At 43.3% G+C, this 17871-nt stretch carries 11 protein-coding genes; 8 read left to right on the top strand and 3 right to left on the bottom strand.

From position 1 onward, the window contains the following. Window positions 1-9 precede the first annotated feature (9 nt). Window positions 10-2529 (bottom strand): nitrite reductase large subunit NirB, encoded by a 2520-nt coding sequence (gene nirB, locus ABNE31_RS14445; protein ID WP_349351624.1) that lies wholly within the window; start codon window positions 2527-2529, stop codon window positions 10-12. Window positions 2530-2650: 121 nt separating this feature from the next. Here nirB and cobA point away from each other — a divergent pair, with 121 nt between their 5' ends. The 6 genes from cobA to ABNE31_RS14415 all read left to right on the top strand — a co-directional run bounded on the left by cobA (window position 2651) and on the right by ABNE31_RS14415 (window position 12274). After that, window positions 2651-3427 carry a uroporphyrinogen-III C-methyltransferase gene (gene cobA, locus ABNE31_RS14440; protein WP_349351623.1) on the top strand — a complete coding sequence of 259 codons (777 nt, stop codon included), beginning with the start codon at window positions 2651-2653 and terminating at the stop codon, window positions 3425-3427. Between the two features lie 210 nt (window positions 3428-3637). Next, window positions 3638-5038, top strand: a complete 1401-nt coding sequence (locus tag ABNE31_RS14435) for an MFS transporter (RefSeq protein ID WP_349351622.1) — start codon at window positions 3638-3640, stop codon at window positions 5036-5038. 50 nt (window positions 5039-5088) lie between these two features. Beyond that, complete coding sequence (locus ABNE31_RS14430; RefSeq protein ID WP_349351621.1) at window positions 5089-6384, top strand: alginate export family protein; 1296 nt, start codon at window positions 5089-5091, stop codon at window positions 6382-6384. A 97-nt stretch (window positions 6385-6481) separates the two neighbouring features. After that, a complete protein-coding gene (locus ABNE31_RS14425) occupies window positions 6482-7165 on the top strand; it encodes a response regulator transcription factor (protein WP_349351620.1) in 684 nt (227 codons plus the stop codon). 132 nt (window positions 7166-7297) lie between these two features. After that, the gene (locus ABNE31_RS14420; protein WP_349351619.1) at window positions 7298-10831 is read left to right on the top strand and encodes a molybdopterin-dependent oxidoreductase; all 3534 of its coding nucleotides are present in this window, start codon (window positions 7298-7300) and stop codon (window positions 10829-10831) included. Beyond that, a complete protein-coding gene (locus ABNE31_RS14415) occupies window positions 10832-12274 on the top strand; it encodes a rubredoxin (RefSeq protein WP_349351618.1) in 1443 nt (480 codons plus the stop codon). It abuts the gene before it with no gap. 358 nt (window positions 12275-12632) lie between these two features. Here the strand turns inward: ABNE31_RS14415 and ABNE31_RS14410 are convergent, their stop codons facing one another. Then, window positions 12633-13844, bottom strand: a complete 1212-nt coding sequence (locus tag ABNE31_RS14410; RefSeq protein WP_349351617.1) for a site-specific integrase — start codon at window positions 13842-13844, stop codon at window positions 12633-12635. A gap of 532 nt (window positions 13845-14376) precedes the next feature. Further along, the gene (locus ABNE31_RS14405; RefSeq protein WP_349351616.1) at window positions 14377-14631 is read right to left on the bottom strand and encodes a hypothetical protein; all 255 of its coding nucleotides are present in this window, start codon (window positions 14629-14631) and stop codon (window positions 14377-14379) included. 74 nt (window positions 14632-14705) lie between these two features. On the opposite strand from ABNE31_RS14405, the gene ABNE31_RS14400 reads away from it, so the two are divergent. Together ABNE31_RS14400 and ABNE31_RS14395 are read left to right on the top strand one after the other, a co-directional pair. Next, window positions 14706-16157, top strand: a complete 1452-nt coding sequence (locus ABNE31_RS14400; RefSeq protein ID WP_349351615.1) for a sulfatase — start codon at window positions 14706-14708, stop codon at window positions 16155-16157. Beyond that, a complete protein-coding gene (locus ABNE31_RS14395; RefSeq protein WP_349351614.1) occupies window positions 16158-17696 on the top strand; it encodes a sulfatase in 1539 nt (512 codons plus the stop codon). Window positions 17697-17871: the final 175 nt, after the last annotated feature.

Below are 17871 nucleotides of genomic sequence, written 5' to 3'. Positions count from 1 at the left end.
TCTTATAGTTTAACTAGTCCATGGTTCTGGCATTTTTTGTTCTCTCATAGGGATAAATGCCAAACTATCGTCCCTATCATCAGAATTCACGAAATGCTTGAATCTTTTTCCGATTTCTTCGTTTTCAACAGCTTGTTTCCATTCGCATTCATATTTGTCCACAAGGTCCTGCATATCGGCTTCCAGTTCTTGGGCGATGTTCAAACTATCATCCACCACCACTCGTTTAAGCTGTTCGATGCCACCTTCGAGCTTCTCCAACCAAGCAGCTGTCCGCATCAATGGGGCTGCAGTTCGTATGTAGTACATTAAAAACCGGTCCAAGTATTTGATCACCGTTTCATTGTCTATTTGTTCTGCCAGTAACTGTGCATGTTTGGGTGTTGCTCCACCATTTCCGCATACGTAGAGGTTCCATCCACCTTCCACGGCTATCACACCAAAATCTTTTCCTCTTGCTTCTGCACATTCCCTGATACAGCCGGATACACCTCCTTTCAATTTATGTGGAGACCGCAGCCCCTTGTACCGTTCTTCCAATGCAATGGCAAAACTCACACTCTCGTCCATACCGTACCGGCACCATGTTGAGCCTACGCAGCTTTTCACTGTTCTCAAGGCTTTGCCATAGGCATGTCCGCTTTCAAACCCGGCCGCGATCAACTTTTTCCAGATGGCCGGCAAATCGTTCAATTGAGCACCAAAGAGGTCGATACGTTGTCCTCCGGTAATTTTGGTATATAGATCATACTCCCTAGCAATTTCACCCAGAACGATCAACTTTTCGGGGGTAATTTCACCACCGGGCACTCTCGGCACCACGGAATAGGTGCCATTCCTTTGGATATTGGCCAAAAAGCGATCATTGGAATCTTGAATGACATCTTCCTTGTTGGCCGTGTCATTATAGATGGAGGCAAAAATCGAAGCCAATACCGGCTTACAAACCTCACACCCATCCCCCTTACCGCACTTGTCAAGAGCTTCATTGTAGGTGGTGATGCCCTTTACTTTTATAATTCCATACAATTCCTGTCTGGTGTATTCAAAATGTTCGCATACAATGTCCTTCACTTCTTTCCCCATGGATTTTAAGGTCTCATTGACAAGCTCCACAACCATCGGTTTACATCCCCCGCAACCTGTGGTTGCCTTGGTGCAGCTAACAATATCTTTTAGGGAATCTGATTCACCATCCAAAAGTGATGAGCATATTCTTCCTTTGGAAATGCTTTCGCACGAGCATATTTGTGCGGTATCAGGAAGGTCCATGGCACTACCAAAGGCGGAACCCCCTTCGCCACGGGTTCCAACGATTAGTTCTTCCGCATTGTCCGGCAATGCCATACCGTTCAAATACATTTGGTGCAAAATGTTGTAATCTGCCGCATCTCCGACAAGGATTCCGCCCAAAAGCGTTTTGCCATCGTGGCTTACATTGATGCGCTTATAGAGATGTTTGGTTTTATCTTCAAAAATAATGGACAAGCCTTTTTCTGCCGGCATATATGGTGTGCCAAAACTGGCCACATCAACGCCCATTAACTTCAGCTTGGTGGACATATCGATATCTTGGGGCATAACAACGTCTTGAGATTCCAAAATTTGGTTGACTGCCACCTCGGCCATTTCATATCCTGGTGCGACAAGGCCATAGATCATTTGATTGTAGAGGGCCACTTCGCCTATGGCATAAATGTCCTTTTCGGAAGTCTGCATCTTATTGTTCACTACAATACCTCCACGATTGCCCATTTCAAGCCCACAGGTTTTGCCCAGTTCGTCTCTTGGCCGGATTCCTGCGGAAACAATGAGCATATCCACTTCGAGGCAATCATCTTCTCCGAACTCTATACCCTCAATCACCTTGTCCCCCATTATTTGATTCGCAGCTTTGCTCAGATGAATGTGCATTCCCATAGACTCCAATTCAAGCCGTAGCACATTGCTGCTTCTTGTATCCAATTGGCGAGGCATTAGTTTTGGGGCAAACTCCACAACATGGGGTTCCAGCCCCATATCCAAGACAGCTTTGCCAGCTTCCAGCCCCAAGAGTCCTCCACCCAAAATGGCAGCTCTTCCATGTGGTTTTATGGTCTTTATTTGTGAAGCATAGGACATCATTCCTTCCAAATCCTCAATGGTACGGTACACAAAAACACCTTCTTTCTCTACGCCACGGATGGGGGGCACAAAAGGAACCGAACCGGTTGCCAGCACCAAATAATCATAGGCATAGGTCTGTCCTGATGCCGTATGGATTGCCTTTTCATCCTTTTTTATATCGGTAACCCGTTGTCCTGTAATGAGTTCAATGCCATTATCTTGATACCAAGAAAGCGGGGCCAGCTCCAATGCCTTGGCATTTTGACTCTCAAAATACTCACTGAGGTGTACTCTGTCATACGCAGGGCGAGGCTCTTCACCGAAGACCAACAGTTTATATTTTGAACTTGCGGGTTGGGCAATAAATTTTTCACAAAACTTATACCCAACCATTCCGTTACCTACAACAATCACTGTTTTCATATCATGAAATTTTCAAAGACGATTCAAAACTAAGTATTATTACGTATTATATAAGTGATTATTTCAAAAAAAATACGTATTCTTGTTGCGGGATTCGTAAAAATCAAAACATATTATAGGGATGCAGCAACACATAAATAAAGCAAAAGTCACTTTGGTGGGCGCGGGACCTGGTGCCTCAGACCTCATTACAGTAAGAGGTTTCAAGGTTTTGCGACAAGCGGACGTAGTTTTGTACGATGCGCTTGTGGACAAATCTCTTTTAAACGAGTTAGATGATCACATTCATAAAATATACGTAGGAAAACGATGTGGCAAACACAGTCTTGTGCAGGAGGATATCAATAAATTGATTGTGGAAAGTGCCCTTGGATACGGACATGTGGTCAGATTGAAAGGAGGAGATCCCTTTGTCTTTGGAAGGGGTGCAGAAGAAATTGAATATATAGAATCGTTTGGCATTCCGGTCGAAGTAGTTCCAGGTCTTTCTAGCGCGATTGCCGTTCCGGCAGGCCAAGGCATCCCGTTGACCAAAAGAGGGGTCAGCAACAGTTTTTGGGTGGTTACGGCCACCACTGAGCAGGGAGGGTTTTCCAAGGATTTCCAATATGCCGCGCAATCTACCACAACTATGGTCATCCTAATGGGAATACGCAAGTTGAGTGCTCTATCCCGCGCGGTTCGCAAGCACAGGGGAGGGGACACGCCCGTGGCCATTATACAAAATGGGACTTTGACATCTGAAGCTTGCAGCACGGGTGTGTTAAATAACGTAGAAGCACTGTCTACCCAAGTGGACACCAATCAACCCGGTATTATAATAATAGGCAATGTAGTTGCCGAACATCCTGCATTTTTTGAAGAAACCATCCAGCGTGTTATAAGTATGGAGCTTTGATAAATGTCTTAGATAAGTATCAACAAGACAAGAAGTGACTGGATGGAAAATATCAAATCAACAATTTAAGTATTGTAATTTTTGAAAAAACACAAATTAAACCACTTAGCTTAGAAGACTGTGTAAAAATACGTACAAAAACGGATTGTAAATCATTAAAATAAGTATAAATACTTAATTTTGATGATGTAATCAAGAAAACTACGTATTATGAAAGCTACAAAATTAAACTTACTACAATTTAGAAGTGTCCCCATTAGAACCTTTTGGATTTCAGCCATAGCCTTTTTCATATGCTTTTTCGCATGGTTCGGGATTGTACCGTTTATGCCCGACGTGGTAAAGGACCTTGGCCTTACCCCCGCACAAAAATGGAACTCCATCATCCTTGCGGTTACGGGAACGGTGTTTGCTCGATTGTTAATAGGAAAGCTTTGTGATAAATATGGCCCCAGATTGTGCTATACATGGTTGCTGATAATAGGTGCCATACCGGTTATTTTGATAGGTTTGGTACAAACTCCTTTTCAGTTTCTTCTCTGCAGGTTCTTTATCGGATTTATAGGGGCTTCCTTTGTAATTACCCAATTCCATACCTCCATTATGTTTGCGCCCAACATCGTGGGCACGGCAAATGCCACATCCGCAGGGTGGGGCAATCTGGGGGGCGGCGCCAACAGATTGGGGATGCCATTGATTGCCGCAGCCGTGGTAAGTTTTGGGGTTGCCGACGAGATTGCATGGCGCTATTCCATGATAATCGCAGGAATCGTGTGCTTTTCAATGGGGTTGGTATACTACTTTTTTACCCAAGACACCCCGGTAGGCAATTTTTCCGAATTACGGAAAACAGGAAATATGCCAGTTTTAAAAAAGGACAAGGTTTCCTTTTTAAGCACCCTTAAAGATTATCGTGTTTGGATATTGTTCCTGGTATATGCAGCATGTTTTGGCATGGAACTCACAGTTTATGGCACCATGGACGATTATTTGCAAAACACATTTGGACTTGAGCGTATTACCGCAGGAAATATTGTGTTGTCTTTTGCGCTGATGAATATTTTTGCGCGAACGCTAGGTGGTTTTTTTGGTGACCGATTTGGAAAACTTAAAGGCCTTCGAGGACGAGTACTCTTTCTTACCTTCATATTAATGGCCGAAGGCATTATGCTCTCTGTTTTTTCAATGTCCACTAGCTTGATAGTTGGAATTATATTTTTGGTTGCATTTAGTCTTTCTGTTCAAATGGCCGAAGGTGCCACATTTTCCGTGGTGCCCTTTATAAACAAAAATGCGATAGGTTCCATTTCCGGGATTGTAGGTGCTGGAGGCAATGTAGGGGCGTTTTTGGCCGCTCTCTTGTTAAAATCCAAATCTGCAATGGCCGAAAGCACTGCCCTAAAAGCCAATGCTTCTTTGGGTGAAGAGGCCGCAAAAGCCGCACAGGCCGCAGCCGCATCAGAAGCGGTGTCGAGCGGATACTTTGTCATTGGAATATTTGTGATTGTTGCTGCAGTAAGTGCCCTTGCCATAAAATTCTCTACCGCAGACGAACAAGCTGTACTTGAAGAAATGGAAGAGAAAGGAGCTTTGGCAACTGTAAAGGCATAGTGTATCACCACTAAAAAAGCGATTTGTCAACCTATCTCATAAAGTACACTATGAATACAATTAAAAAGAACGCCCTACTTATCCCGATTGTCCTTTTGTTGAGCCAATTTTCAATGGCACAATTCACCCTCGATGGGCAATTCAGGCCCAGGACGGAGTTTAGAAACGGATACGGGAGTTTAATTCCAAAGGATGCCGACCCCGGTTTTGCAACTGCTACACGTGCCAGATTGAATGCTGGGTATCAAACAACGAATTATTCATTTTATTTGAGTCTTCAGGATGTTATGGTCTGGGGAGAAAACCGCCAGTTGCGACCGGATGATGAAAACAACTCCTTTGCCATTTTTGAAGCCTGGGCCAAGCTAGATCTTGGTTCCGGATGGTCCACAAAGTTGGGGAGACAAGTTCTTTCTTATGACGATCAGCGTATTTTGGGAGGAGTGGATTGGACACAACAGGGACGCAACCACGATGCTGCCATGGTAAAGTACGCGAAAAACAACTTTATTCTTGATTTTGCCTTTGCGTATAATCAAGATTTTGACAACCCAACCGGATATCAATCTATAGGTAATGCCTACAACACCACAGGTTTTTTCAGTTACAAGACCATGCAAATGCTTTATTTAAAACAAAAATGGGAGGGTTTAGCTGCCAGTTTGGTTCTGATGAACAATGGTTTTCAAAATTTTGATGAGAATGATGAAGCCAATGGAATAAGCAATCTCCAGATCTTAGGTACGCACATTACCTATGGAAAAGGAAGCTTTGGCCTATCTGGGAACGCGTTTGTGCAATTAGGCGAGAGACAAAGGGATTTGGATGTGAAGGATGCCTATTTGCTGGGCCTTGATTTCACCTATAAAGTTTCCAATAAAGTGGGTTTAGCAGCTGGCTTCGAAATCATAAGCGGAAATGATGCTTCCACGGCAGGTGAGACCGGAGCTTTTTTCCCATTGTTCGGAACCAACCACAAATTCAATGGCCTCATGGATTATTTCTATGTTGGCAACCATGCCAACAGCATAGGAATTTTTGACCTTCACGCCAGTGCAAATTTTAAACTTGGCGAAAAATCAATCTTGATGGCAAAAATCTGGAATTTTAAAGGAGATAAAGATTTGCCCAGTGGGGAAAATGCACTTGGTACCGAGGTGGATTTGGTGTTCACGCAAAAATTCAAGGGATATAGCTTAAAATTTGGATACTCCCATTTATTTCCTACGGATGGTATGTACGAATTGAAAGGTGTGTCCGAGGCAGATGCCGCCGGCACACAAAACTGGGCCTGGGCCATGTTGATAGTCAAACCTAAAATTTACACAACGATTAAAAAAGATTGAACTTTTGAGTTAGTTGGTGCCGAGAGCTGTTCCCTATTAAATCGGGGCAGCTCTTTTTTATATCCTTATATTTCAACAAATCAATTATTTTTGTGCTATGCAAAATTCTGAAGTTCAAGATGCCATAACCATCGTTTTGGCCGATGACCATTCATTGGTTCGAGACGGTATCCGGGCCCTTTTGGAGGAGGAACCAGATTTGGATGTGATAGGAGAGGTTTCCAATGGATGGGAAGCCCTTAAAATGGTGGGTGACAAATCCCCGGACATTCTGATCATCGATATCCGAATGCCAGAATTGGGAGGAATTGAAACTGTGGAAAAACTCAATGCCAAAGATAGTTCAAACACCAAATGCATCATTCTTTCGATGCACGATTCAGAAGAATATATTCTCAAATCTGTTCAAGCAGGAGCCAACGGATATTTATTGAAGGATACCGGAAAATCGGAATTTGTCAAGGCCATACATATGGTGCACGAAGGAGGCAAATATTTTAGCGGCGATATTTCCAATGTGTTGGTGAACAACCTGTTCAGTTCCGACAAAAAAGCCAAAACATCCACCAAAGAAAAAAAGAACAATCCTTTTGAGCTAACCAACAAAGAGCTACGGGTATTGGAACTTATTTTGGCAGGTTATACCAATAAAGAAATTTCAGAAAAGCTCGAGAATAGTAAACGGACCATTGAGACCCATCGTTTCAACCTAATGAAAAAGATGGATGTTAAAAACCTGATAGACCTTTCCAAAAAAGCCAACAAGTACAATCTGGTTTAGGTTTTGATTTTTCATCAATTTGCTGCAATTATTGTCATTCTCTCGATCTAGAGCATCATTTTTATGATATTTTTACTACGTATTTATACGTATTTTTTTAATTTTCAGCATTGATAATCCCATGTAACGGCGATGCAAGAAAAACAGGCTTTTAATACAATATGTTCCTACTGTGGAGTGGGCTGTGGCATTACGGTGAAGAAAGATGCAAAAGGAGTCCTGTCCGTTACAGGTGATGAAGAATATCCTGTAAACAAAGGAATGCTTTGTTCAAAAGGAAAGAATTTGAACTATGTGGCACAGGACACCAGTGATAGAATTTTGCATCCTGAAATGAGGTGGAGCCGCAATCACCCAAGGCAGCGAGTTTCTTGGGATGTCGCTTTAAAAAGAGCCGCTGCGGTTTTTAAGAGCATAATGGAGCGTCATGGTCCCGATAGTGTGGGACTCTATGTGTCGGGACAGTGCCTTACCGAGGAATATTACTTGGCCAACAAACTGACGAAGGGTTTTTTGGGAACCAACAATATTGACACCAATTCCCGGCTCTGTATGAGCTCTGCGGTGGTAGGTTACAAAAAAACGGTGGGCAACGACGCCGTTCCCATTGCTTATGCCGATATTGAGTTGGCAGACTGCTTTTTGATAGCCGGCGCAAATCCAGCCTGGTGCCATCCAATATTGTTCCGTAGAATAGAAAAGCACAAGGAAGAAAACCCGAACGTGAAAATCATAGTGGTCGACCCAAGAAAAACCCAGACTTGCGCTTTGGCCGACCTGCACCTGCAAATAATGCCGGGGACCGATGTCATTCTTTTCAATGCGATGGCCCGCTGGCTGATCGAAAAGAAAAAAATAAACAAGTCATTTATCCAAAAACACACTTCAAATTTTGAAGCTTGCAAGCAAAAGGCCTTTGAACTTAGCATTCGCAAAGCGGCGGAAAAATGTGGTGTCATAGCTGATGAAATACGCGAAGCGGCCAAAATGATCGCAGATGCCAAAGGATTTATCAGTATGTGGACCATGGGATTGAACCAAAGTGTTATCGGGGTCGACAAGAATGTTTCTTTGTTGAACCTTTCCTTGTTGACAGGTCAAATAGGGAAACCTGGTTCAGGCCCTTTTTCGCTAACAGGTCAACCCAATGCCATGGGTGGTAGGGAGGTTGGCGGTATGGCCAGTTTGTTGGCCGCCCATCGGGATTTGGGAAACCCGAGGCACCGTGAAGAAGTTCAGCAGTTTTGGGGAGGAAAGGAGATTAAAGGAGAGCCCGGGCTCACGGCAACTGAAATGTTCGATGCATTGGAATCGGGCAAAATGAAGGCCGTTTGGATAATTTGCACCAACCCCGTGGTAAGCATGCCCAATGCCAAGAAAATTGAAAAAGCACTCCAAAATGCCAATTTTGTAATTGTACAGGACATTTCCCATAATTCCGAGACCACAAAATATGCCGACTTGGTATTGCCAGCAGCAGGATGGTTGGAAAAAGAAGGAACCATGACCAATTCAGAAAGGCGTATCAGTTATTTGCCCAAAGTGATAGAAGCTCCTGGGGAAACATTGCCCGATGCGGAAATTCTCTGGAGGTTTGCACAGGAAATGGGATATGGCGGTTTTGACTACAACAATGTCTCTGAAGTTTATGATGAATACTGTTTGATGACCAAAGGTTCCAATATTGACATCTCGGGATTGTCCCACGACCGTTTAAAAAAAGAAGGAAGTTTTCAATGGCCAGTGCCTACTCCAGAGCACAAAGGAACACCACGTCTTTTTCAGGATCAAAAATACTTTACGGCCAACGGCAAGGTACATTTTAATGCACCCCGTAACCTATACAACAAGTCAGAAGTCGCCACGGCCGAATTTCCATTGGTGCTCAACACAGGAAGGGTCAGAGACCAATGGCACACCCGAACAAAAACGGGAAAAGTAAAACGATTATTGACCCACATCCCAACCCCTTTCCTTGAAATGAACAAAGTGGATGCCTATCTGCGCAATCTCAAGGAGGGTGATATTGCAGTGGTTAAGAGTAGGAGGGGCAATGTTAGGGTCAAGGTAAAGATTAACTATGATATTCGTGAAAGGGTTGTTTTTCTACCTATGCACTGGGGCAAAATGTTGAACAATGACTTTAGCAGGGCCAACAACCTTACCAATGATATTGTGGATCCCATATCCAAAGAACCGGATTTTAAGTATTGTGCCGTTCAGGTGGAAAAATATCGTAAGCCCAAGCAGAAAATCATTGTCATCGGGGCTGGGGCAGCAGCTTACCGTTTTATCCAGACCTATCGAGAAAAGAACAAAACAGATGAAATCCATGTGTTTTCCAAGGAGAAACATCCTTTTTACAACCGTGTTTTGTTACCGGAGTATGTGAACGAAGAGTTATCGTGGGAAGCCCTTCAAAAATTGAAGCAAGGAGAACTGGAAAAGCTCAAGGTGGCATTATACCCCAACAATGGAATCAAAGACATCAATGCCAAAGAAAAAGTGGTAACCGATGATTTGGGAAGCACACACAATTACGATCTTTTGGTAATGGCCACGGGGAGTCGCGCTTTTGTGCCAAATGAAGTGCGTATGGAATTGCCAGGAAGATTTACGATGCGGGAGCGGGGGGATGCAGACCGACTCAAAGAATATCTTTCAGAAACAAAGCTTCCCCCAAGTGAACAACATGTCGTGATTGTTGGAGGTGGCTTGCTGGGCCTTGAACTGGCAGCAGCTCTTAAAAAAATCAACATCAATATCAGCATAATACAACGTGCCCCCAGGTTAATGGAGCGCCAGTTGGACCCAGTTGCCAGTACATTATTGGCCGAAGATGTTTCAGAAAGGGGAATTCAATTATTTTTTGATAATGAGGTAAGCACCATTTTTGAGGAAGAGGAATCCCAATATACTTTGATGGTCAATCTAAAAACAGGCCGGACCCTACGTTGTAATGCCATTGTTTATGCCATCGGAACCAGACCCAACATATCTTTGGCAACAAGTGCCGGGTTGGAGACCCGAAGAGGGGTCTTGGTGGACTCTTATCTCAAAACTAGCGACCCGTCCATCTTTGCATTGGGAGAGATTGCCGAGTTCGAAAATGCACTCTACGGCATTACCTCGGCTGCGGAACAACAGGCCGATGTGGCAGCAAATTACATTCTGGGGGATTTAGGGAGCATTTATGGAGGTTCCGTATTGATGAATATTTTGAAGTTTGAAAACCTTGACCTCTGCAGTATTGGAATGGTCAATGCCCCAAAGAACGACCCCACATATGAGGAGATTTTATTGATGGATGTGAGTAAGCGGTTCTACAAAAAGTGTATTGTCAAAGATGATACTTTGAAAGGAGCTATTTTGATGGGTGACAAAAATGAGTTCGCTGAGTTTAAGCGACTCATTGAAGAAGAGATAGAACTCTCAGAAAAAAGAGAGGAATTGCTACGGGGAACATCAACAATGGAACCGCTCAAAGGGAGTTTGGTTTGTTCTTGCAGTCAAGTGGGGGATGGGAACATAAAGGATGCCATAGCGGGGGGATGTACTGATTTTTCACAACTATGTTCTCAGACCGGGGCCGGATTGGGCTGCGGAAGTTGTAAGCCCGAGGTGCAGGCCATATTAAACGCACAATTGAAAACAATATCGGTTTAAATGACGAATGACGATTTGCACAGGATATTGATAAGTGGGGGCATCACCTCTCCGGGCGAGCTTAAGGACATTGTTGCCATGCTTGAGGCGGCGGGGCTATCGGAAGTTTTTTTTGGATCAAGGCAGGACTTGCTCTTTCCGCTTGACAATAAGCATAAGGGGCAGTTGGAAAAAACATCAAAATATAAAACCGATATTGTTGCAGACAGATCTTATCAAAACATTGTTTGTTCTTATGTATCGGCAGATATTTTTGATGGAACCCATTGGCTCAAAGGTTCCACATACCTGTACCTCGTGGAGCAGTTTGATTTTATGCCAAGATTGAAAATCAATATTACCGATCCAAAACAACGCTTGGTGCCAATTTTTAGTGGAAACCTCAATTTTGTGGCGTCCGAAGATGAAGATTACTGGTATTTAAACATACTATTGCCCCATTGGAAGAAAAGTGCCTATTACCCCGTATTGATTTACAGTTGGGACATTGTTTCGGTGTGCAGGGCCATTGAAGAAGTATATCATACCATTGACAACGTAGACCAGCTCTTTACCCTATTGAATCAGAAACTGCAGACACACAATAACAAGACCATAAAGAAAGAACTCCAAATTCCATTTGTTACTTTTCCATACTATGAAGGGATGAACCGGATGGGCTTAGATCAATACTGGTTGGGACTTTATTGGCGCAATAATCGTTATAATCTTCAATTCTTAAAGGAGTTTTGTGGATTCTGTTTGGACAACAGTATTGGGAAAATATGCATCACACCATGGAAATCTTTTATTGTAAAGGGGATTTCCAAGGAAAGTCGACCTGAGTTGGAAAGGTTTCTCGGTCAAAAGGGAATCAATGTACGGCATTCCCAATTGGAAATGAACTGGCACTTGCCCGTGGACGATAAAGAAGCCTTGGCACTCAAACAATATTTGGTCAACAATTTGGATCAGAATGATATCAGCACTTACGGACTCACCTTTGGAATTAGTAAAGACGTAGGTAAAAAATCCCATTTTTCATCAATAGTCATTGAGAAGAATCCCTCCACTCAAATAGGATTGGATTTTGAAGTAAAACCTACCTATAATGTGTGTTATTTTAAAGACTTTGACCCCAACACGAGGCAGTATCTAATCTATGCACAAGATGTGGATAAAGTGGAATTGCCAAATCTCGTGATTGAATTGAGCAAAGCATATTTTAAACAACTTGGGCAAAAGAAGACACCAATAAAAAAGCAGAATGCAAAGGAACGGGAATCCAAGAAGGTCTATCAATGCCAAAAATGTTTGACGGTGTATGATGATAAAGTGGGGGATATAAAATTTGGTATAGAGCCCAACACAAGATTTAAGGATCTACCCGAGAATTACACGTGTTCCGTGTGTGGTTCGGATAAGAAGTTTTTTGAATCAGTATCCTTGGTACTTTACTATTAAATACGAGTCCTTTTCTTTGCCCTAGTCCCAGTTTTATTTTATTTCAATAGAAGTATCTCTAAAATTTCGATACTACCTCTCTACGGTTGCAAAAGACGGTCCAGGATATTTTTGAACCACTAAGAAACACATTTCAGACATTGCTATAAAAGGGTTCGCAATAAATATTACTATGCTCACTTTCTTCCGACGAGGTGGTAAACTATGTCCGTCCTTTCGATATAGATACCCCAATCTTTAGTGCAGGTTTTTTAATAAACAATGGATTCATCGAGTTTTTTTATGAATTCCCCTTTTGTCAATCAAATAATTCTTAAAGCTCCTTTAAACTGTATTTTTATTTTCTCAGTATCAAAATCTAATACTTTCCTTTCAATATGCTCATATCATCATACAATTTCTTGTCAATGACCTTGGCATAGATTTGGGTCGTCTTCAAGGATTGGTGCCCGAGCATCTTGCTGACCGATTCAATGGAAATGCCGTTAGATAAAGTCACTGTGGTGGCAAAGGTGTGACGTGCCAGATGAAAGGTCAATTTCTTTTTGATTCCGCAAGCGGAAGCAATTTCCTTTAGGTATTTGTTTGTCTTTTGGTTGCTGATCACCCGTAGTAGCGTTGCGGTAATCAATTTCTGCGAATGGTCTCTATACTTGTGCAGTATTTTTTCAGCAATGGGCAGCAATGGCACGCTGCTCAACGAATCTGTGTTGGCCCTTTTGATCTTGATCCACCGTTTACCCTCTATACCATTCACTATATGACTGTTTGAAAGTTTTTTGACGTCCACATAGGCCAACCCGATAAAGCAACAAAAAACAAAAATGTCCCTTACCTGCTCTAAGCTTCTTGACTCGAGTTGCAAATCGATCAGGGACCTGAGTTCTGCTTCGGTAAGAACGTCCCTTTCCACTTTTTTCCATTCGGCCTTCCAGGAATGGAAAGGATCTTTTTTCACCCAATTGTTGGCAAAGGCCATCCGCATGATTTTTTTGAAGTTGACCACATATTTGGTGACCGTGTTTTGGTTGCCGATTTTTTGGGTCTTTAGGTAGTGGTGAAATCCATTGACGAAGTTTAAATCCACCTCCATTACGTATAGGTCAGACACTTTATATTCCTTTTGGATAAAGCCGGCAAGATGATTCATGGTACGTACATGCCTACGGTACGCTCCATAGGAATAATCGGATCCAATCAACTCTTTGATCTGGGCGTTGTGTTCTTCATAAATGGCAAGGAGGGTTTTGTGGACATTTCCTTTGTCCAGTAGTTTGTTTTTGATGGTCTCGGCATTGAACGGTTTCTTTTTGACGACCAGCTTTGAATGGATCTCATAAGCTTTGGATTCCAACTGATCCATATAGTGATTCAGCTCTTTGACCTCCTTGCTCGAGCCTTTTATCCTTCCTTTGTTGGAACACCATTTTTCGGGACTTGTTTTTCGTTTGATACTGAGCTCTGCCCTTTGACCGTTCACGGTAATTCTTAGATAGATGCCGGCTTTTCCGGTTTTGTCCAATTGAGCCTTTCTTAGATAGTGGATTAAAGAGAATGTTTTTGTTTCCATTTGTCATCGATTTACTGATTCAATTTTGTTCCGGAACATTTGAAAAAAAATGTTCGGAGCGTTTTTAACATTGATCAGGTGCCATTTTTGCGGATTCTAAAACCGTTCACCGAATCGTTCACCGCGATATATGGTACAATTTGATATCAAATGAAATCAATAAAAACAAAAAAGTCTGTAAATCTTTGATTTACAGACTTTTTGAATATTTTTGAAAGCTCAAAAGTGACCGGATGGTCGGGACCACCAAAAAACGGAAAAGTTGAGCCACCTAATATTTGGCTGTAGTTATTTGAAATTCGGTTTTTTGTGTCATGCTGTAGGATGCTCAAATTTTATCCGGCGAAGGTAGTTCAGTTTACCCGGCTGATTCAATTTGATTTATTTTTGGGTAATATTGTTTTGACATTATACAACCTAATTTGCAACAAATGTTACCTCACTTTTTTTTGTTTTAACAAAATCATTCCTCAACTTCATTTTCTATTAACTAAATGTGTAAATCTTCGACTAAAAGTGGACTGAATTTGGTCTAAAGAACGGTGATCGCATTTCCTGCCTGCCGACCCTGCTCGGAAACCTTGAAAATCAAAAAAAGCACGAGTACCTTTATCGGGTATTCAATGAAGGCCAAGGACCTGTCCTTGCCATTTGAAAAGACCAATGGAAGGCGGTAACATATCTCAAAAAGCCCCTTGAACTGTACAATATAGTTGAAGATACTGGGGAAACAGGACAATCTGGAGAAGGTCATGCCCGAATTGGCCAAAGAGATGAACGAAATCATGAAGAAGGCCCGGACCGATGATGTAAATTTTTTATTGAACTATCATCCTAGAATAAAAAAAGAATGGAGAAAAAATGAAAAAAACACTATCCCTGCTCATTGGCATCGCTCTTTTTGGATGTGCCGAAAAGAAGAATGCGGCGGAAGCCGACCAAAAGCACTATAACATTCTGTGGATCGTGGCCGATGATCTCGGTACGGACCTGGGATGCTATGGAAATAACATTATCCATACCCCGAACCTTGACCAATTGGCCTCGGAATCGGTGCTGTATACCAATTTGAACACGGTGACCGCGGTCTGCTCTCCCAGTCGATCTTCATTGATAACGGGCATGTATCCCGTCACCTTGGGGGTGCACGAACACCGTACCCAGTACAAGAAAGAGCTTCCCCAGGGAATTGAGCCCGTCACCGAATATTTCAAGGAAGCAGGTTATTTTGTGACCAACGGTAAGGGCAACCCCACGGATAAGGGGGGCAAGACCGATTACAATTTTGAATACAAGGCATCGGATTTATATCAAGCCGGACATTGGAGCAAACGGGCCGAAGGGCAGCCTTTCTTTTCACAAATACAGATTTTCTATCCCCACAGGCCTTTTCACAATGATTCTCTGAACCCTATCGATCACGATAGCGTGGTATTGCCACCCTATTATCCTGACCACGAACTGTTGCGAAAGGATTGGGCCCTGTATCTTGAAACCATTCAATTGGTGGACCAAAAGATGGGTGAGATTATGGACCATTTGAAAGAGGAGGGCATATTGGAAAATACCGTGGTCTTCTTTTTTGGTGACCAGGGCAGACCCCACGTTCGGGCAAAACAATTTTTGTACAGTGCGGGTACGAACACGCCCTTGATGGTACGTTGGCCCGATGGAAAAGGGGCGGGCAAGATGGACGATAGATTGGTGAGCAATCTCGATATCCCAGTGGCCAGTATGAATTTGGCCGGTATCCAAATACCCGATCATATCCAGGGAAGAGATTTTTTGGGTGATCATAAAAGGGAATACGTGTTTACAATGCGGGATAGGCGCGATGAAACAGTGGATCGCATAAGAGCCGTGAGGAACCAGAAGTTCAAGTACATTAAGAACTATTATCCAGAGCGTCCCTACATGCAGCCCAATGTATACAAGGACAATCGCTATCCCGCTAGGCCATTGATGCGCCTTTTGTATGAACAAGGAAAACTGAACGATGTCCAATCACGATTTGTATCGGATTATCGACCCGAGGAAGAACTCTATGACCTGGAAAATGATCCACATGAGATTAATAATTTGGCCAGCAATCCCCAATACATGGAAACATTGGAAACCCTCAGGGCGGTCTTGGAAAAATGGGTGGCCGAAAATAATAAAGGCACCTATCCCGAAGATCAAAGGGAAATCGACCATGCCTACCAATTGATGATGGGGCGTCGATCAAAGATGCTGAAGGATCGACACTATGATGAGAATGTGACCGATCAACAAATGGTGGACTATTGGATGAAACGATATCAACTGGAGTAAATGAAAACACCACTTTTTTTCATCCTTGTTTTCTTGTGGATTACAAGTTGCAAGCACAACCAAAAAGAAGAAGCCGGTAAAGTCAAGGACCGTCCCAATGTCCTGTTGATTATTGCCGACGACCTTGGTTACACCGACTTAGGTACTTTTGGCAGTTCATTCTATGATACCCCAAATCTGGATGCCTTGGCGCAAAATGCCGTAAAATTCACCAATGGTTATGCCAATTGTCCCGTATGCTCGCCTTCAAGGGCGGCCATACAGACTGGAAAATTCCCGGTCAGGACAGGTGTAACCGATTGGATAAAGGGACGTAAGGCCTTTCAGGGTACCACACCGAACGACCGCTGGATTGTTCCCGACACGGACTTTGAAATGAAATTGGAGGAAAGCACAATAGCCGAAAACCTGAAAAAGGGAGGTTATTCCACGGCCTTTATTGGAAAATGGCATTTGGGGGAGCAAGAGGAGTTTTGGCCCGAACATCAAGGATATGACATCAATGTGGCGGGTTGGAGTATGGGTAGACCCAATACGGGAAAAGATATCAACGGATATTTTTCGCCCTTTGGCAACCCTAGGTTGAAGGACGGGCCGGAAGGGGAATACCTTACCGATAGGTTGACCGCGGAAACGATGGCCATCCTGGATACGGATGAATTCCAAGGGAACCCTTTCTTTGTATGTCTTTCCTACTATTCGGTCCACGGGCCGCTGATGGCCAAGGATAAGGACATTGCAACCTATGAGGTCAAACGGGCCGATGAACATATTGATGAGCGGACAGAGTTTCTTGATGATCTACCTTGGATGGAAGCCGCCACGGGAAATCCAAAGGGGTATAAGGAGCGCGTGGTACAGGGGCACCCCACCTATGCGGCAATGGTACATTCCTTGGATGAGAACATAGGAAAGGTCATCCAACATTTAAAAGAAATAGGGCAATATGACAACACGTTGATCCTGTTCATTTCGGATAACGGAGGTTTGTCCACCAAAGAGGGATCTCCAACCTCAAACCTGCCCTTGGCCAAGGGCAAGGGTTGGATGTACGAGGGTGGTATCCGTGTACCGTTGCTCATAAAGGCACCGGGGCAACAAAAAGGTAAGGTTTTGAACGAGCCCGTTACCGGGGCGGACTTTTATCCGACCATCTTGGATTATGCGCAACTGGATATCCCCAATCCATCGGAAATCGACGGTAAAAGCCTCAAGGCTTCCCTTGACCTGGGCGAGGAGATTAGGGAGCGACCTCTTTTTTGGCACTATCCCCATTATGGTAACCAAGGGGGCAATCCCTCCAGTGCGGTACGACTTGGCGATTTTAAGCTGATACATGATCTGGAACTGGATTCCTATGAATTGTTCAATCTGGCCGAGGACATAGGGGAGACACGGAACCTAGCTGAAATGTACCCTAAAAAAACAGCTACGTTAAAAGAACTTTTGCACGAATGGCTCGAAAAAAATTATCACAGCACATTGCTGGCCAATCCCGAATGGACCAAAGTTGACCTGAAACTGAACACAACGAGATGAAACGCAATACAACATTAGGGGTTTTCTGTTGCTGCATGATAATACTCTTGCTTTCATACAAGGCCAGAATGGGCGAACTCAGCACCAAAAATACAGGCAAACCAACGAACTTCATGTTGATCAATGTGGAGCATCTGGGTTGGATGGACGGAGCCCTATGGCACGACCGCTTATC

This window comes from Flagellimonas sp. MMG031 (assembly GCF_040112705.1).
Lineage (GTDB): Bacteria > Bacteroidota > Bacteroidia > Flavobacteriales > Flavobacteriaceae > Flagellimonas.
This window is presented reverse-complemented; position numbering and strand designations above follow the sequence as displayed.